12 protein-coding genes are annotated in these 14723 nt (G+C 70.9%); 4 read left to right on the top strand and 8 right to left on the bottom strand.

Annotated features, from left to right (window positions below; genetic code table 11):
* Positions 1 to 2: 2 nt before the first annotated feature.
* Both AB0I77_RS20770 and AB0I77_RS20765 read left to right on the top strand, forming a co-directional pair.
* Entirely contained in the window at positions 3 to 1190 is a 1188-nt protein-coding gene (locus AB0I77_RS20770) for a GTP-binding protein (protein ID WP_363284091.1), read from the top strand.
* A gap of 49 nt (positions 1191 to 1239) precedes the next feature.
* Positions 1240 to 2253, top strand: coding sequence for an LLM class flavin-dependent oxidoreductase (locus AB0I77_RS20765; protein WP_363284089.1), 1014 nt, complete (start codon positions 1240 to 1242; stop codon positions 2251 to 2253).
* On the opposite strand, the gene AB0I77_RS20760 is transcribed toward AB0I77_RS20765, so the two are convergent.
* The 5 genes from AB0I77_RS20760 to AB0I77_RS20740 all read right to left on the bottom strand — a co-directional run bounded on the left by AB0I77_RS20760 (position 2250) and on the right by AB0I77_RS20740 (position 7429).
* Entirely contained in the window at positions 2250 to 3059 is an 810-nt protein-coding gene (locus AB0I77_RS20760; protein WP_363284088.1) for a lysophospholipid acyltransferase family protein, read from the bottom strand. The two genes, AB0I77_RS20765 and AB0I77_RS20760, sit on opposite strands and share 4 nt — an antisense overlap.
* Complete coding sequence (locus AB0I77_RS20755; RefSeq protein WP_363284087.1) at positions 3059 to 3829, bottom strand: GNAT family N-acyltransferase; 771 nt, start codon at positions 3827 to 3829, stop codon at positions 3059 to 3061. The genes AB0I77_RS20760 and AB0I77_RS20755 overlap by 1 nt, the downstream gene beginning before the upstream one ends.
* A gap of 215 nt (positions 3830 to 4044) precedes the next feature.
* Positions 4045 to 4794 carry a succinate dehydrogenase/fumarate reductase iron-sulfur subunit gene (locus AB0I77_RS20750; protein ID WP_363284086.1) on the bottom strand — a complete coding sequence of 250 codons (750 nt, stop codon included), beginning with the start codon at positions 4792 to 4794 and terminating at the stop codon, positions 4045 to 4047.
* Positions 4791 to 6758 carry a fumarate reductase/succinate dehydrogenase flavoprotein subunit gene (locus AB0I77_RS20745; protein ID WP_363284085.1) on the bottom strand — a complete coding sequence of 656 codons (1968 nt, stop codon included), beginning with the start codon at positions 6756 to 6758 and terminating at the stop codon, positions 4791 to 4793. The genes AB0I77_RS20750 and AB0I77_RS20745 overlap by 4 nt, the downstream gene beginning before the upstream one ends.
* 2 nt (positions 6759 to 6760) lie before the next feature.
* Positions 6761 to 7429 carry a succinate dehydrogenase gene (locus AB0I77_RS20740; protein WP_363284276.1) on the bottom strand — a complete coding sequence of 223 codons (669 nt, stop codon included), beginning with the start codon at positions 7427 to 7429 and terminating at the stop codon, positions 6761 to 6763.
* A 129-nt stretch (positions 7430 to 7558) separates the two neighbouring features.
* On the opposite strand from AB0I77_RS20740, the gene AB0I77_RS20735 reads away from it, so the two are divergent.
* Positions 7559 to 8443 (top strand): LysR substrate-binding domain-containing protein, encoded by an 885-nt coding sequence (locus AB0I77_RS20735; protein WP_363284084.1) that lies wholly within the window; start codon positions 7559 to 7561, stop codon positions 8441 to 8443.
* Positions 8444 to 8860: 417 nt separating this feature from the next.
* Here the strand turns inward: AB0I77_RS20735 and AB0I77_RS20730 are convergent, their stop codons facing one another.
* The 3 genes from AB0I77_RS20730 to AB0I77_RS20720 all read right to left on the bottom strand — a co-directional run bounded on the left by AB0I77_RS20730 (position 8861) and on the right by AB0I77_RS20720 (position 13063).
* The gene (locus AB0I77_RS20730; protein WP_363284083.1) at positions 8861 to 10996 is read right to left on the bottom strand and encodes an EAL domain-containing protein; all 2136 of its coding nucleotides are present in this window, start codon (positions 10994 to 10996) and stop codon (positions 8861 to 8863) included.
* Positions 10993 to 11805, bottom strand: coding sequence for an SAM-dependent methyltransferase (locus AB0I77_RS20725; RefSeq protein ID WP_363284082.1), 813 nt, complete (start codon positions 11803 to 11805; stop codon positions 10993 to 10995). Before AB0I77_RS20725 ends, AB0I77_RS20730 begins: the two co-directional genes overlap by 4 nt.
* Positions 11806 to 12097: 292 nt before the next feature.
* Entirely contained in the window at positions 12098 to 13063 is a 966-nt protein-coding gene (locus AB0I77_RS20720) for an SCO0930 family lipoprotein (protein ID WP_363284081.1), read from the bottom strand.
* A gap of 848 nt (positions 13064 to 13911) precedes the next feature.
* Between AB0I77_RS20720 and AB0I77_RS20715 the strand changes: the two genes are divergently transcribed.
* Positions 13912 to 14676, top strand: coding sequence for a hypothetical protein (locus AB0I77_RS20715; RefSeq protein ID WP_363284080.1), 765 nt, complete (start codon positions 13912 to 13914; stop codon positions 14674 to 14676).
* Positions 14677 to 14723 lie beyond the last annotated feature (47 nt).

The following is a 14723-nucleotide window of genomic DNA, read 5'->3' as shown; positions in this document are numbered from 1 at the left end:
GGATGCCATACGACCGACTGCCGGTCACCGTGCTGTCCGGCTTCCTCGGGTCCGGCAAGACGACCCTGCTCAACCATGTCCTCGCGAACCGCGAAGGACTGCGCGTCGCCGTCATCGTCAATGACATGAGCGAGATCAACATCGACGCGGCGCTGGTCCGCGGCGGTGAGGCGGCCCTGTCCCGGACCGAGGAACGGCTGGTCGAGATGACCAACGGGTGCATCTGCTGCACCCTGCGCGACGACCTGCTGGACGAGGTCGACCGGCTGGCCCGCGAGGGCCGCTTCGACCATCTGCTCATCGAGTCGTCGGGCATCTCCGAGCCGATGCCCGTGGCCGCCACCTTCGCCTTCGCCCGCGACGACGGCGCCACTCTCGGCGACGTAGCCCGCCTGGACACGATGGTCACGGTCGTGGACGCGGCCAACTTCCTCACGGAGCTGGACAGCGGTGACGAGCTGGTCGAGCGGGGCCTCGACCAGTACGAGGACGACGAACGCACGGTCAGCGATCTCCTCGTCGACCAGATCGAGTTCGCCGACGTCCTGGTGCTCAACAAGCTCGACCTGATCGACGACACCGACGAGGAGGCCACCGCCCGCCTGCGCGCGACACTCGGCCGTCTCAACCCCGTCGCCCGGATCGTCCCGGCCGTCCACGGGACCGTAGATCTGCGGGACGTGCTGGGCACCGGGCTGTTCGACCTGGAGCGCGCCCAGCAGGCTCCGGGCTGGGTGCGGGAGCTCAACGGCGACCATGTCCCGGAGACGGAGGAGTACGGCGTCTCCTCCACCGTCTTCCGCTCCGAACTCCCCTTCCATCCCGGCCGGTTGTGGACCTTCGTGACCGAGGAGCTGGACGGCGGCGCGTACGGGCGGATCCTGCGCTCGAAGGGGTTCTTCACCCTGGCCAGCCGCCCGCGGGTGACGGGCCTGTGGTCGCAGGCCGGTTCCGTGGCCCGCTTCGAGCCGTCGGCCGCCCGCGATGTCGACGCCCCCTACGCGCAGGAACTGGTCTTCATCGGCACGGAGTTGGACGCACCGGCCCTCCAGGCCGCCCTGACCGGGCTGCTCATGGCTCCCGGCGAGAGCCTCCCGCCGTCCGACCCGTTCCCCGCCTGGGACACGTACGGCATCGACGACATCTGCGAGCACGAGCACGCCGCGGAACTGACGGCGCCCGTGCGCTGACCGTGGGTGACCGCGGGAATGCCGCGGCTGCCCAGGCGTTGAACCCCGTGTGAGCTCCCCGATCGCCGACACCCGCTTCTCCGTCCTCGACCGTTCCCGCACCCGCGAGGGACACACGAACGCCGAGGCACTGCGCGACACCGTGCGGCTGGCACGGGAGCTGGAGGGGCTCGGCTACCACCGGTTCTGGGTCTCGGAGCACCACGGGGTGCCCGGGGTCGCCGGTTCCGCGCCGACGGTGCTGGCCGCCGCCGTCGCCGCCGCGACCCGCACGATCCGGGTCGGCACCGGCGGAGTGATGCTGCCCAACCACCGGCCGCTGATCGTCGCCGAGCAGTTCGGGGTACTGGAGTCCCTCTTCCCTGGGCGCATCGACATGGGTCTGGGGCGGTCCGTCGGCTTCACGGACGGGGTGCGCAAGGCCCTGGGGCGCGACAAGGACGACGCCGAGGACTTCTCCGCCCAGCTCGACGAACTCCTCGGCTGGTTCCGCGGCACGTCCCCGACCGGGGTGCACGCCCGGCCCGCCGAGGGCCTGACCGTGCCGCCGTTCGTCCTCGCGATGGGCGAGGGCGCCGCCATCGCCGCCCGCGCGGGCCTGCCGATGGTCATCGGCGACCTCAGGAACGGCGAGAAGATGCGGCGCGGCATCGACCACTACCGCGCGCACTTCCGCCCCTCCCCCTGGGCGCCGGAGCCCTATGTGGTGATCTCCGGCACGATCGCGGTGGCCGGGACACCCGAGGCGGCCCGGCGGCTGCTGGTCCCGGAGGCCTGGTCGATGGCGTACTCACGCACGCATGGCACGTTCCCGCCCCTGCCGCCGGCCGAGCAGGTCGAAACTCGCGCGATGACGTCCAAGGAGCGCGGCTTCTACGAATCCGGCCTCACCGGCCACATCGCCGGCACCGAGGAGCAGGTCGCCCACGAGCTGGAGACGGTGCTGAAGGAGACGGGCGCCCAGGAGGTCCTCGTCACGACCAGCACGTACGACCGCGAGGCGCTGCTGGACTCGTACCGGCGGCTGGCCGGGATCACCGGCCAGCCGGGGCAATACACCTAGGAGGCCAGTACGGCGTGGGCCGACCGGGGTTCGGCCCGCGTCCCCGGCTGGGCGGCCCGGGCGAGGGAACGCCGGTCGGGATGGCTGCCCGGTGGGATGGCGTCCCGTACCTCGAGCTCCGCCACCAGCCCCCGCGTCGACACCACCCGCCACACCGAGGCCAGGAGTGAGTCGTCGCCGACGAACGCGGGCGCGGTGCTCGCCCCTCCCCCGGCCAGCCGGTAGCGGATGCGCACCGGCTGCACGGGGACCCCGGCGTCGAGAGCGGCCTGGAACACCGCGCGGCGGAAGGTGCCCTGGGCGCGGCCGCACCAGGTGCTGCCCTCCGGGAAGACCCCGACCGCCTGCCCCGTCCGCAGGGCGTCCGCGATCCGGGCGACGGTGCCGGGCAGGGCGCGCAGCCGGTCGCGGTCGATGAACAGGACGCCGCCGAGCGCGGCCACCGGGCCCGCCACCGGCCACCGCCGGATCTCGGCCTTGGCGAGCATCCGGGCCGGGCGGACGGCGGCGAGCAGCGGGATGTCCAGCCAGGAGATGTGGTTGGCGACCAGGAGCAGCCCTCCGGTGGGCGCGGTGGCGCCGGTGATACGGACCTGGACCCCTGAGGCCCGTACGATCCACCGGCACCACCGCCGCACCTGCCCGGCGGGGATCCACCCGCCGAGCGGCATCAGCACGATCCCGGCGAGGACCAGGACCGTGACCGCCACGAGCCGCAGCACGGCCAGCGGTACGGCCGTCGCGGACCCCGTCGGTTCCACGCACGCCCTCGGGGTGCAGGGCGCGCCGGGCAGCCAGACGCTCATCAGGCCGGGACGAGGGACAGGAAGTGCCGCAGATAGCGCGGGTTGACCCGGCGCATCGACAGCAGCACGTACAGGTCGGCGACCCCGAAGTCCGGGTCGTGGGCGGGCTCCGCGCAGACCCAGGCGCCGAGTCGCAGGTAGCCGCGCAGCAGCGGGGGAAGCTCGGTGCGGGCGGGCCTGGGCACGCCCTGAGGGTTCCAGGGCAGCAGCGGTCGTACGCGGAGCTCCTCGGGCGCCAGGTGCTTGTCGCGCACCCGGTCCCAGGTGCCGGCCGCGAGGACGCCGCCGTCGGCCAGCGGGATCGAGCAGCAGCCGGCCAGCCACTCGTGGCCGCGGTCGACCATGTAGCGGGCGATGCCGGCCCAGATGAGGCCGATGACCGCGCCGTCCCGGTGGTCGGGGTGGACGCAGGAGCGGCCGACCTCGACGAGCCCCGGACGGAGGGCGTCGAGCGGGGCGAGGTCGAACTCGCCCTCCGAGTACAGGCGCCCGGCGACCGCGGCCCGCTCCGGGGGCAGCAGCCGGTAGGTGCCGACGACCTGTCCGGTCACCGTGTCGCGCACGAGCAGGTGGTCGCAGTACGCGTCGAAGGGGTCGACGTCGAGTCCGGGCTGCGCGGTGGACAGGAGGGCGCCCATCTCGCCGGCGAAGACGTCGTGGCGCAGCCGCTGCGCGGCACGCACCTCGGCCTCGTCGCGGGCGAGGGTGACGGTGTAGCGGGTGGGTGCGGACGACTGCGGGGGACGGTCTAGGGTCGTAACGCCGGTCATGGCTCTCTCCTGGTCACGGGGCCGGGTGCGGCGAGACGGCGAGCGGTGCCGTCGCCACAGTTCTGCCGATGCCGGCTGTCCGGCGCGTGACCCGCGAAGAGAGACGCGGTGTGGGGTTGTTGAATGCCCGGGGTGCCTGGCGGAGCCGGGGATGAGCACCACTCCCGGCCCCGCCCGTCCGCACCTGAACGGCGAACGTCGGTGAGCTGCGGCGTCTAGCGCCCCGCCACCTTGCGGGTCGCGCGCAGCCATTCCTTGTTCATGCTCGTGATGGACACCAGCGGGATGCCCTTGGGGCAGGCTGTCGCGCACTCCCCGGCGAGGGTGCACCCGCCGAAGCCCTCGTCGTCCATCTGCGCGACCATGTCGAGCACCCGGGTCTCGCGCTCGGGCGCCCCCTGCGGCAGGACGTTCAGATGATTCACCTTCGCCGAGGTGAACAGCATCGCCGCGCCGTTCGGGCAGGCCGCCACACACGCCCCGCAGCCGATGCACTCCGCGTGCTCGAAGGCGAAGTCGGCGTCCGGCTTCGGCACCGGCGCGGCATGCGCCTCCGGGGCGGCACCGGTCGGCGCCGTGATGTAGCCGCCGGCCTGGATGATCCGGTCGAAGGCGGTGCGGTCCACCACCAGGTCCTTGATCACCGGGAACGCGGACGCCCGCCACGGCTCGATGTCGATCGTGTCGCCGTCCTTGAAGGACCGCATGTGCAGCTGGCAGGTGGTCGTGCGCTCCGGGCCGTGCGCGTCGCCGTTGATCACGAGGCTGCACGCGCCGCAGATGCCCTCGCGGCAGTCGTGGTCGAAGGCGACGGGATCCTCGCCCTTGAGGATGAGCTCCTCGTTGAGGGTGTCCAGCATCTCCAGGAAGGACATGTCGGAGGAGATCGAGTCCACCTCGTACGTGGACATCGCGCCGTCGGCGTCGGCGTTGCGCTGCCGCCAGACGCGCAGGGTGAGCTTCATGCGTAGCTCCGCTGAGTGGGGTGGACGTACTCGAAGACCAGGTCTTCCTTGTGCAGGGTCGGGGCCTCGCCCGTTCCCGTGAACTCCCAGGCGGCCGCGTACGCGAACGCGTCGTCCCTGCGGGCGGCCTCGCCGTCGGGTGTCTGGGACTCCTCCCGGAAGTGGCCGCCGCAGGACTCCTCGCGGTGCAGCGCGTCGAGGCACATGAGCTCGGCGAGCTCCAGGTAGTCGACGACGCGGTTGGCCTTCTCCAGGGACTGGTTGAACTCCTCGCCGGTGCCGGGCACCTTGATGCGCCGCCAGAACTCCTCGCGGATCTGCGGGATGCGTTCGAGGGCCTTGCGCAGTCCGGCGTCGGTGCGGGCCATGCCGCAGAACTCCCACATGAGTTCGCCGACTTCGCGGTGGAAGGAGTCGGGGGTGCGGTCGCCGTCGACGGCCAGCAACAGGTTCAGCCGGTCCTCGGTCTCCGCCAGCACCTCCCGTACGGCGGGGTGTTCGGCGGTGACGGCCTCGTGGTGCGGGTTGCGGGCGAGGTAGTCGTTGATGGTCGCCGGCAGCACGAAGTAGCCGTCGGCCAGGCCCTGCATGAGGGCGGAGGCGCCGAGCCGGTTGGCCCCGTGGTCGGAGAAGTTGGCCTCACCGACGGCGAACAGGCCGGGGATGGTGGTCTGGAGGTCGTAGTCCACCCACAGCCCGCCCATGGTGTAGTGCACGGCGGGATAGATCCGCATCGGCACCTCGTACGGATCCTCGTCGGTGATCCGCTGGTACATGTCGAAGAGGTTGCCGTACTTGGCCTCGACTGCCTTGCGGCCCATCCGCTCGATGGCATCGGCGAAGTCGAGGTACACGCCCTGCCCGCCGGGCCCAACGCCCCTTCCCTCGTCGCAGACGTTTTTCGCGGCGCGGGAGGCGATGTCGCGCGGGACCAGGTTGCCGAAGGAGGGGTAGATCCGCTCCAGGTAGTAGTCGCGCTCGTCCTCGGGGATCTTGTTCGGCGGCCGGTCGTCGCCCTTGGCCTTGGGCACCCAGATCCGGCCGTCGTTGCGCAGCGACTCGCTCATCAGCGTGAGCTTGGACTGGTGCTCGCCGGTGCGCGGGATGCAGGTGGGGTGGATCTGCGTGAAGCAGGGGTTGGCGAAGTAGGCGCCGCGCCGGTGCGCCCGCCAGATGGCGGTGGCGTTGGAGTTCATGGCGTTCGTCGACAGGTAGAAGACGTTGCCGTAACCGCCGCTGGCGAGTACGACGGCGTCCGCGAAGTAGGTGTCGATGCGCCCGGTGATCAGGTCGCGCGCCACGATCCCGCGCGCCCGCCCGTCTACGACGATCAGGTCGAGCATCTCGGTACGCGGGTGCATCTCGACGTTGCCCGCCGCGATCTGCCTGCTGAGGGCCTGATAGGCACCCAGGAGGAGCTGCTGGCCCGTCTGGCCACGGGCGTAGAAGGTCCGGGACACCTGGACGCCGCCGAAGGAGCGGGTGTCGAGGAGTCCGCCGTACTCCCGCGCGAAGGGCACGCCCTGCGCCACGCACTGGTCGATGATCTCGACGGAGATCTGCGCCAGCCGGTGGACGTTGGACTCCCTCGCCCTGAAGTCGCCGCCCTTGACGGTGTCGTAGAAGAGCCGGTGGACCGAGTCGCCGTCGTTGCGGTAGTTCTTCGCCGCGTTGATGCCGCCCTGCGCGGCGATCGAGTGGGCGCGGCGCGGGGAGTCCTGGTAACAGAACTGGACGACGTGGTAGCCCTGTTCGGCGAGGGTGGCGCCCGCGGAACCGCCGGCGAGACCGGTCCCCACCACGATCACCGTGTGCTTGCGCCGGTTGGCGGGGTTGACCAGCTTGGCCTCGAAACGGCGCGTGTCCCAGCGCTCGTTGACGGGGCCGGCCGGGGCCTTGGTGTCGGCGACCGGCTCACCGGTCGCGTAATCCGTGTATTCGACGTATTCGGCGGAAGAGTTCATCTTCAGCTCACCACTCCGGTCATGACGCCCACGGGTACGGCGATGAAGCCGGCCGTGAGCAGCAGTGCGAGGACGTTGGCGACGGTCTTCAGGGCGCGGTCGCGGGCGCGGCTGCCGACGCCGAGGGTCTGGGCGGCGCTCCAGAAGCCGTGCTGGACGTGCAGGCCGAGGGCGAGCATCGCCACGATGTAGATGACGTTGCCGTACCAGGTGGAGAAGGTGTCCACGACGTTCTGGTACGGGTGGCCCGGCTGGAAGTCGGGGTGCACGGTGCCGGTCGTCAGGTCCAGGATGTGCCAGACGATGAACAGGCCGAGGATGATCCCGCCCCAGCGCATGGTGTGCGTCGCGTAACTGGCCCGCGGCTTCTTGTGGACGTACTTGCTGGGGCGCGCCCTGATGTCGCGGCGGCTGAGCTGGTATGCGGAGGTGGCGTGGGCGACCACGGCGACCACGAGCACGACGCGGACGAGCCACAGCGTCCACTCGTAGTGCATGAACGGCTCGCCGACGGTGCGCAGCCAGTGGGCGTAGTGGTTGAACTCGCCCGCTCCGAAGAAGATCTTGAGGTTGCCGATCATGTGGACGACCAGGTACAGCAGCATGATCAGGCCGCTGACCGCCATCACTGTCTTCTTCCCGACGGAGGAGTCCCACACGGTGCGTGCCATGGACGGCCGTCGGTCCGTCCGCGTTGCCAGAGCCATGCCACCGACGCTAGGGCCGGACAGGACGATCGGTCCAAGACATGGTTCGCCTGGATTCCATAGGCTGTGGCTATCGACGGGTATCGTATGGCCATGCAGTTCCAGCAACTCCAGTACTTCGTGGCGGTCGCCGAGACCCGGCACTTCACCCGGGCCGCCGACCTGGTCCATGTCGCGCAGCCCTCCCTGTCGCAGCAGATCAAGGCGCTGGAGCGGGAGCTCGGGGCGGATCTGTTTCTGCGGGCCCGCGGCAACATCACGCTCACCGACGCGGGCGAGGCGCTGCTGCCGCTGGCCCGGCGCATCCTGGCCGACGCGGACACGGCCCGGCACGAGGTGCTGGAACTGGTGCAGTTGCGCAGCGGCCGGGTCCGGCTGGGCGCGACGCCGAGTCTATGCACGGGCCTGCTGCCGGACGTGCTGCGCGCCTTCCACGACCGGTATCCCGGCATCCGGCTGCTGATCGAGGAGGGAGGCTCGCACGATCTCGTACGGGAACTCGCCCGCGGGGCTCTCGACCTGGCGCTGGTCGTCCTCCCGCTGCCCACGCCCTCCCCCGCGCTCACCACGGTGGAACTGCTCCGCGAGGACCTGGTGGTGGTCTCCTCGCCGGACGCCCCCAAGCCGGGGCGGGGCCGGCGCACCGTGCGCGTCGCCGACCTCGAAGGCGAACGCCTGGTGATGTTCCGGCACGGCTACGACCTGCGCGAACTGACCGTGGCCGCGTGCCGCGCCGAGGGCTTCGAGCCGGACTTCGCGGTGGAGGGCGGGGAGATGGACGCGGTACTGGGGTTCGTACGGGCGGGGCTCGGCATGGCCGTCGTCCCGCGGATGGTGGCCGCCCGGTCCGGGCGCGGGCTGCGGGTCACCCCGCTGGCCCGGCCCGGACTGCACCGCACGATCGCCCTGGCCCACCGCACGGACGTGGCTCCGCCGCGGGCAGCCCGCGAGTTGCAGCGAATGCTGCTGGAGCGCTGAGCGGAGCCTCGGACACCCACCCCCGGCCCACGCTCCGGCCGCCCTGAACGCCTCCTCACCCAAGGCGCCGGGATCCATACGGGCACCACCCGGCCACCAAGCGTCCAACCGACCCGAACACCCCCTCACCCACGACACCAGGACTCTGGGCTGCGCTCGGCTCGCCTGCTACCAGGCGCTGCGCTCGGGGCGACCAGCGGAACGTCGTCCTGGCCGGTCCAGGAGCCGTCGAGCAGCAGCCGGGCCGCGGTGGCGGCGATGACCGCACCGGCCTGGACACCGAGACGCCACCCACCCACCCGCTCGCCGCCGGGACCACCTGGACCTTGCCGCCGCCCGCGCCCGGGCGTCGTCCACCGGCCGGTCCCGCCGTACGGGAACAACGGGCGGGCTGTGCCCCCGTACGGCCGCGCCGGCTCAGCCCGTCGCGTCCACCAGCGCCAGCTCGTGCAGCCGCTCGGGCGGGCCAGGCCGGGCGTAGTACCAGCCCTGGGCCGTGTCGCAGCCCAGTATCCGCAGTTGCTCGGCCTGTGCTCCGGTCTCCACGCCCTCCACCGTCACCCCGAGGTTCAGGCTGTGGGCAAGAGAAACGATCCCCTCGACGATCTTGAGGTCGACGGGGTCGGCCGGGAACTGCTGCATGCTCTGGGTGAAGGAGCGGTCCAGCTTGAGGATGCTCACCGGGAGGCGGCGGAGATTGGCCAGGTTCGAGTAGCCGGTGCCGAAGTCGTCCAGGGCGATGTCCACGCCCATCTCGTGGAGCCGGCGCAGCGGCTTGAGCAGGTCGTCGTCCGCGCCGATCAGCGCCGACTCGGTGACCTCCAGGCAGAGCGCCTCGGGTTCGACGCCCATGCGCTCCAGGATGTCGACGGTGTCCTGGACCAGCCCGGGATGCGTGAGCTGGCAGAGCGAGAGATTGACGTTGATCCGCAGCGGCCCGGCGCCGGTGTGCTTGTCCTGCCACTCACGGGCCTGGCGCACCGACTGCTCCAGGACCCAGCGGCCCAGCGGAACGATCAGTCCGGTGTGTTCGGCGAGCGGGATGAACCGGTCGGGGCCGAGGACGCCGTGCTGCGGGTGCAGCCAGCGCACCAGGGCCTCGGCGCCGCGCACGCTGCCGTCGCCGAGGTGCACCAGCGGCTGGTACTCGATGAAGAACTCACTCCGGTCCAGAGCGGCGGGCAGGGCGGTGGTCAGCCCGTGCCGGGTGATCGCGCGGGCGTCGGCCTCCGGGTCGGCGAGCTCGAAGCGGTTGCCGCCCGCCGACTTGGCCCGGTACATCGTGATGTCGGCGCTGCGCAGCACCTCCGCCGGGCTGCGCTCCCCCGCCGGGCCCTCGACGATGCCGATGCTGCCGCGCACGGTCAGATCCCGGCCGTCGATGCTGATGGGGGCGATCATCGCGTTCATGATGCGCGCGGCGAGTTCGTCGACCTCGCGCTCGGTGTCGGGGCCGGTGGTCAGCGCCACGAACTCGTCGCCGCCGAGCCGGGCGACCATCTCGCCGGGCGCGGTCGCGCAGGACTGGAGCCGGTCGGCGATCTCGACGAGCAGCCGGTCGCCCGCCGCGTGGCCGAGGCTGTCGTTGATGGTCTTGAAGCCGTCGAGGTCGAGGTAGCACAGCCCGAAGCGCTGGCCCTCACCCGCGCCCAGCGCCTTCTCCAGGCGCTCGAAGAAGAAGGTGCGGTTGGGCAGGCCGGTGAGCGCGTCGTGCGTGGCTTCGTAGCGCAGCCGGAGGTTGAGCAGCCGGCGCTCGGTGGTGTCCTCCATGAGGGCGAGCTGGTACTGGGGGTTGCCGTCGGGGTCGCGGAGCAGGGAGACCGTCAGGTTGGTCCACAGGACTGTTCCGTCGGGGCGGTAGAACGCCTTCTCGACGTGGTAGTGCTCGCGGTCGCCGCGGATGAGTTCGTCGTAGAGCTTCCAGGTCTGGGGCGCGTCCTCGGGGTGGGTCCACTCCATGACTTTGCGGGCGCGCATGGTCTGCTCGGTGATGCCGAACATGCGCAGCAGCGCTTCGTTGACCTGGAGGATGTTGCCTTCGAGGTCGGCCATGCCGATGCCTATGGCCGCTCCCTCGAAGACCGCGCGGAATCGGGCCTCGGTGGCGTGCAGTGCCTGGGCCACCACGCCCTGCGCCCGCAACGCGGCCTGGGCGATGGCCTCCTGCTCGGCCAGTGTCCGCTCGCGCAGCGCTTCGGCGAAGCCGGCGGCCATGGCGTGCTGGAGCCGCCCGGCGCGCGCCCGCAGATCCTCCTGGGCGCCGTCCTCGCCGCAGTAGAGCACCAGGTAGGCGTCGACGCAGTCCAGCGTGCGCGCCAGCGCCTCCGGGTCGGTGCAGTGCACGGTTACCAGCGCGGCGCCCACCGCCTTCGCCTCGTCGGCGTCGAAGGCCCTGGCCCGCAGCGCCTGGCTCAACCGCCGGGCCAGCGGCAGCAGTTGTTCCTCGAACTCGGGCCGGGTCGCGGACGTCGAGGTGACCGGGAAGACGGCCCGGCTCCAGATCGTCGCGAACCGCCGCAGTCTGCCCTCGGGCCCGTCCGGCTGGGCGTTCACGCGGTACGCCCCACGCCGGCGAAACCGGAGAACGCAAACGGGTCCTCGTCGTCCGGTGCGGTGTCCGGCCGCCAGTGCGGCATCGGCACGAGTCCGGGTTCCACCATGTCGTACCCCTCGAAGAACCGCGCGATCTGTTCGCGCGAGCGCATGAGCAGCGGGTTGCGAATGTCCCTGTATACGTCCACCGCGCCCTCGGCCCGCTCGGCGGGCAGCGGGATTCCCTCGTACGAGGCATGCGTGAGGAGCAGCATGCTGCCGGGCGCGAGCGCGTCGCGCAGCTCGGCCACCGCTTGGTAGGGGTCGTCCGCGTCTTCCACGAAATGCAGTATGGCAACGAGCAGCAGGGCCACTGGCTGGTTCCGGTCGATCAGGCGCTGTACTTCGGGGCTGGAGAGGATCTCCTGGGGCTTGCGGAAGTCGGCGGCGACCACGCCCGTGTCGTCGTTGCCCGCGAGGACGGCCTGGCTGTGCGCGACGGCCACCGGGTCGTGGTCCACGTACACCACATGCGCGCCGGGGCTGGCCGCCTGGGCCACCTCGTGGACGTTGCCGAAGGTCGGGATGCCGGAGCCGATGTCGAGGAACTGGGTGATGCCCTCGCCCGCGGCGTAGCGCACGGCGCGGCGCATGAACGCCCGGTTCGCCTGCATGATCTTGGGGAGTCCCGGCATGTACTCCATGGCCTTGCGGGCGGCTTCCCGGTCGACCTCGAAGTTGTGCGAACCGCCCAGGTAGTAGTCGTAGATGCGCGAAACGCTCGGCACCGAGATGTCGATGCTTCGTGGGGCCCAGGCGGGACGCTCCATCTATCTCTCCAAGGCGTAGGCGATCCGGTGTTCGAGCAGAGGCTACTGATCGCCCGCCAAAGGAGCGAGCAGAAACGGAAATTGACCGTCCGTTCCCGGTCACTGCCCGCGGCACGTGCCGCATACACACGCCTGTACGTTAACTACGCACAGTAAGCGAGAAACTCCGCTGAGTGCCCGAACGGGCTTGCCTGGAGGGCGACTTGCAGGTAGTTGCGGTGGATGACGACAAACCGGTCCGCCCCCTCCGTGCGGCGCGGAGGGGGCGGACCGGTGGATCGGATGCGCCGTTCTACTTCTTCGGCGCTCCGACCGCCTTTCCGTCGGGCGCCACGGCGTACCAGGTGCCGCCCACGCCCTGGCCGTTGGTGTCGCCAGGGTTCTTGTCACCCGCGAAGGTGTAGATCGGAACGCAGTCGATGGACTGCTGCTTGATGCCGTCGGGGCGGTCGAAGACCACGTAGCCCCGGTTGGGGGTGGACCCCTGGAGATCGATCCCCTTGGTGTCCTTCTCCGCGACCGGCGCGACGACGGGCCACTTGTCCAGGCACTCGCCGGTGCACGCGGTCGACATCGGCCACTGCGTGTCCTTCAGGAAGCGGTAGACCGTGTGGCCGTTCTTGTCCACGACGATCTCGCCGAGCTCGGGGTCCTTGCGGGTGGACAGTCCGGGCAGGTCCGCGACCTTGGCCTTCTTGCCGTCCGGGGCCGCCGCGTACCAGGTGCCGCCCACGCCCTGGCCGGCGACGTCCCCGGCCTTGGTGTCCTTCGCATAGCGGTACACCGGCCAGCCGGCGACGGTCAGCTGCTTGGTTCCGTCGGTCCGGGTGACCTCACCGAGCAGCGACTTGTCGATGCCCGCGCCGGCCGTGGCGTCGTCCGCGGGGACGGGCGGCCAGGCCGTGGCGCAGTCGCCGTCGCAGTTCGACTTGGGCGGCTCGGCCGTGTCCTCGTCGAAGCGGTAGAGGGTGAGGCCCTTGCTGTCGGTCAGTACCTCGCCGAGTTCCTCGTTGTCGGAAACGGCCAGCTCACCCGCGGTGGAGGTCTGGGCCGCGGGACTGCTCTGCCCCGCCTGCGGGCTGGCACCGGAACCGGTGCCGATACCGGCGCCGACGCTTCCGTAGTCACCTGCCGGGGCCGTCGCACCGACGTTCTGGCTCCCCGTCGACGGTGCGCTTTCCTGACCGCACGCCGTCGTCAGCGCCAGAACCGCCGCAGCGCTTGCTACGAGTGTGGCGCTCCGCCAGGAGGTCTTCATCGTCAACTCCCCATAAATCCAAGGGTGTTGCAGCGCCCTTCTGCGCCGCCGCACGACAGTGGGTACGCATGGGGAGCACGGTTGTGTTCAACCGCGGCGCATATTTCTTTCCGAAACCTGTGACGCCGCCGTTCCCTCATTCGGGGCAATCGCGCCGCACTCGGGCGCACGACGGCGCGACAGGCCTCATGATCTCCGTCGTGCACCGACCCCATTCGATCCAATCCACCCCGGCCATACGAGTGTTGGCCCTGTTGACACTGACGTGGATGCTCGGGGGCCCGGCGGCCGGTGTGGCCGTCGCCGACGCCTACACCTGCGCCTCGACGGGGCCGGGCGGCACCGAGGCGGTGGCGGTCGCCGGAAGCCTCACCTGGCCCACTCCCCCGCAGTGCCCCAAGCCGACGCCGACCCCTACCCCGACTCCGACACCCACACCGCCGCCGAAGCCCACCCCGGACCCGACGCCGGACCCGACGCCGACTCCGACACCGCCGAAGCCGAGTCCCACGCCGACGCCCGAGCCACCGCCTCCACCACCTCCGCCGCCCGCACCGGCGCCGCAACCGGCGCCACCCCGCCCGCGGCCGGCCCCGCCCCCACCCCCGCCACCCACGCCGACTCGGACCTCGGCCCCGACCCCCACGCCTGCACCGACGCCGTCGGCCGAGCCCACTCCGCGTCCCTCCGCCACCCCGGTGAGTTACCCGCGGTATCACTCTTCGCCACGCACAGAACGGCAATCCAACGGCGCCACCTCGCCGCTCACCTTCGTCCTGCTCATCACCGTGCCCGCCGTGGTCGCCGTCGCCGCGCTGCGCCCGCGCTGATCTTCCTGGAGACATCCCTTGCCGGAATGGCTTGTTCTCACCCTCGCGATGGTGGCTGCCTGTGCCGTGGTGGTCGTCATCACCCTCGTACGGCACCGCAGGGCGCCCGACGACGAAGATCCCAGCGAGACGCCGGACGTCATCGAATACATCACCATGTGGATCGGCGTGCTGTACGCCATTGTCCTGGGCCTGGCCATCGCGGGCGTGTGGGAGGCGCGGAGCGTCGCCCAGGATCACGTCCAGGCGGAGGCCCAGGCACTGCACGAGATCTCGGAACGGGTCCGGGTCTACCCGGCCGACGTCCGCGACCGCATTCGGGATGATGTCAACGCCTATGTCGGACACGTCGTCACCACCGAGTGGAAGACCATGGCCGACGACGGCCATGTCACCCGGCGGGGCACCGAGCTCATGGGCCAGATCCGGGAGGACGTCACCGACTACGAGCCGAGGACGGACTTCGAGGCCCAGGCCTACCAGCCGCTCGTCGACCAGGTGACCGCGGCGGACCAGGCGCGCACCGCCCGGGCCGAGTCGACCGGGGCGACCATGCCGGGCGTGGTGTGGTTCGGGCTGCTCGCCGGAGCCGTGATCACCATCGGAATGCTCTTCGCCCTACAGATCAGGCCTACGGCACGAGAACTGATCCTCGCGGGGCTGTTCTCCGCGATGATCGCCTTCCTGCTCTTCCTGATCTGGGACTTCGACGCGCCCTACAGTCGCGGCATCACGGCCTCGGCGGAACCGTTCCTGAACCTCTTCCCTGGCATCAAGGGCTGACGGCCCTTCTCCCGCGCAGGCCTTCGCCCCGGATCCCTGAAGGGACC

Source organism: Streptomyces sp. NPDC050619 (assembly GCF_040654815.1).
In the GTDB taxonomy this organism is placed as follows: domain Bacteria; phylum Actinomycetota; class Actinomycetes; order Streptomycetales; family Streptomycetaceae; genus Streptomyces.
This window is presented reverse-complemented; position numbering and strand designations above follow the sequence as displayed.

What these genes read in the sequence shown, in the direction of transcription:
- AB0I77_RS20770 (WP_363284091.1), top strand. Translation starts at nt 3, where the DNA reads ATGCCATACGACCGACTGCCGGTCACCGTGCTGTCCGGCTTCCTCGGG.
- AB0I77_RS20760 (WP_363284088.1), bottom strand. Translation starts at nt 3,059, where the DNA reads ATGAGCGTCTGGCTGCCCGGCGCGCCCTGCACCCCGAGGGCGTGCGTG.
- AB0I77_RS20755 (WP_363284087.1), bottom strand. Translation starts at nt 3,829, where the DNA reads ATGACCGGCGTTACGACCCTAGACCGTCCCCCGCAGTCGTCCGCACCC.
- AB0I77_RS20750 (WP_363284086.1), bottom strand. Translation starts at nt 4,794, where the DNA reads ATGAAGCTCACCCTGCGCGTCTGGCGGCAGCGCAACGCCGACGCCGAC.
- AB0I77_RS20745 (WP_363284085.1), bottom strand. Translation starts at nt 6,758, where the DNA reads ATGAACTCTTCCGCCGAATACGTCGAATACACGGATTACGCGACCGGT.
- AB0I77_RS20740 (WP_363284276.1), bottom strand. Translation starts at nt 7,429, where the DNA reads ATGGCACGCACCGTGTGGGACTCCTCCGTCGGGAAGAAGACAGTGATG.
- AB0I77_RS20735 (WP_363284084.1), top strand. Translation starts at nt 7,559, where the DNA reads ATGCAGTTCCAGCAACTCCAGTACTTCGTGGCGGTCGCCGAGACCCGG.
- AB0I77_RS20725 (WP_363284082.1), bottom strand. Translation starts at nt 11,805, where the DNA reads ATGGAGCGTCCCGCCTGGGCCCCACGAAGCATCGACATCTCGGTGCCG.
- AB0I77_RS20720 (WP_363284081.1), bottom strand. Translation starts at nt 13,063, where the DNA reads ATGAAGACCTCCTGGCGGAGCGCCACACTCGTAGCAAGCGCTGCGGCG.